We start from the raw sequence: 257 nt of genomic DNA, 5'->3' as shown, positions 1-257 counted from the left end.
GCGAGCTGAGGCAAGAGGTAGCGCAGGCAGCAGACGCGCCGCCGCCTTTCCCCTGCGGTCCGCGGGGGAGCGTGCAGGGGATTGCGCCGGCCGTCCGGCCAGTGATGCCGCAACATCACGGCCTCCGCTCCGGCGACGACCGCGGCCGGGACGCTCGGGTCGTGGGCGATCTCGGCGACGATCCAGGCGTAGAGCGAGGCGGCGTTGCTCCACAGCACCCGCGGTGCCAGGCGGGCACAGGCCGCAAGGCCGTCGAC

1 protein-coding gene is annotated in these 257 nt (G+C 74.3%); it reads right to left on the bottom strand.

Annotation, left to right across the window (positions count from 1 at the left end):
- On the bottom strand, positions 1-257 hold a 257-nt coding region (fhuF, locus tag WDW90_RS40070), incomplete at both ends, for a siderophore-iron reductase FhuF (protein ID WP_336493113.1).

The organism is Methylobacterium nigriterrae, from assembly GCF_037106235.1.
Taxonomy (GTDB): Bacteria; Pseudomonadota; Alphaproteobacteria; order Rhizobiales; family Beijerinckiaceae; genus Methylobacterium; species Methylobacterium nigriterrae.
The sequence above is the reverse complement of the archived record's forward strand: the minus strand, read 5'-3'. Positions and strand labels throughout refer to the sequence as shown.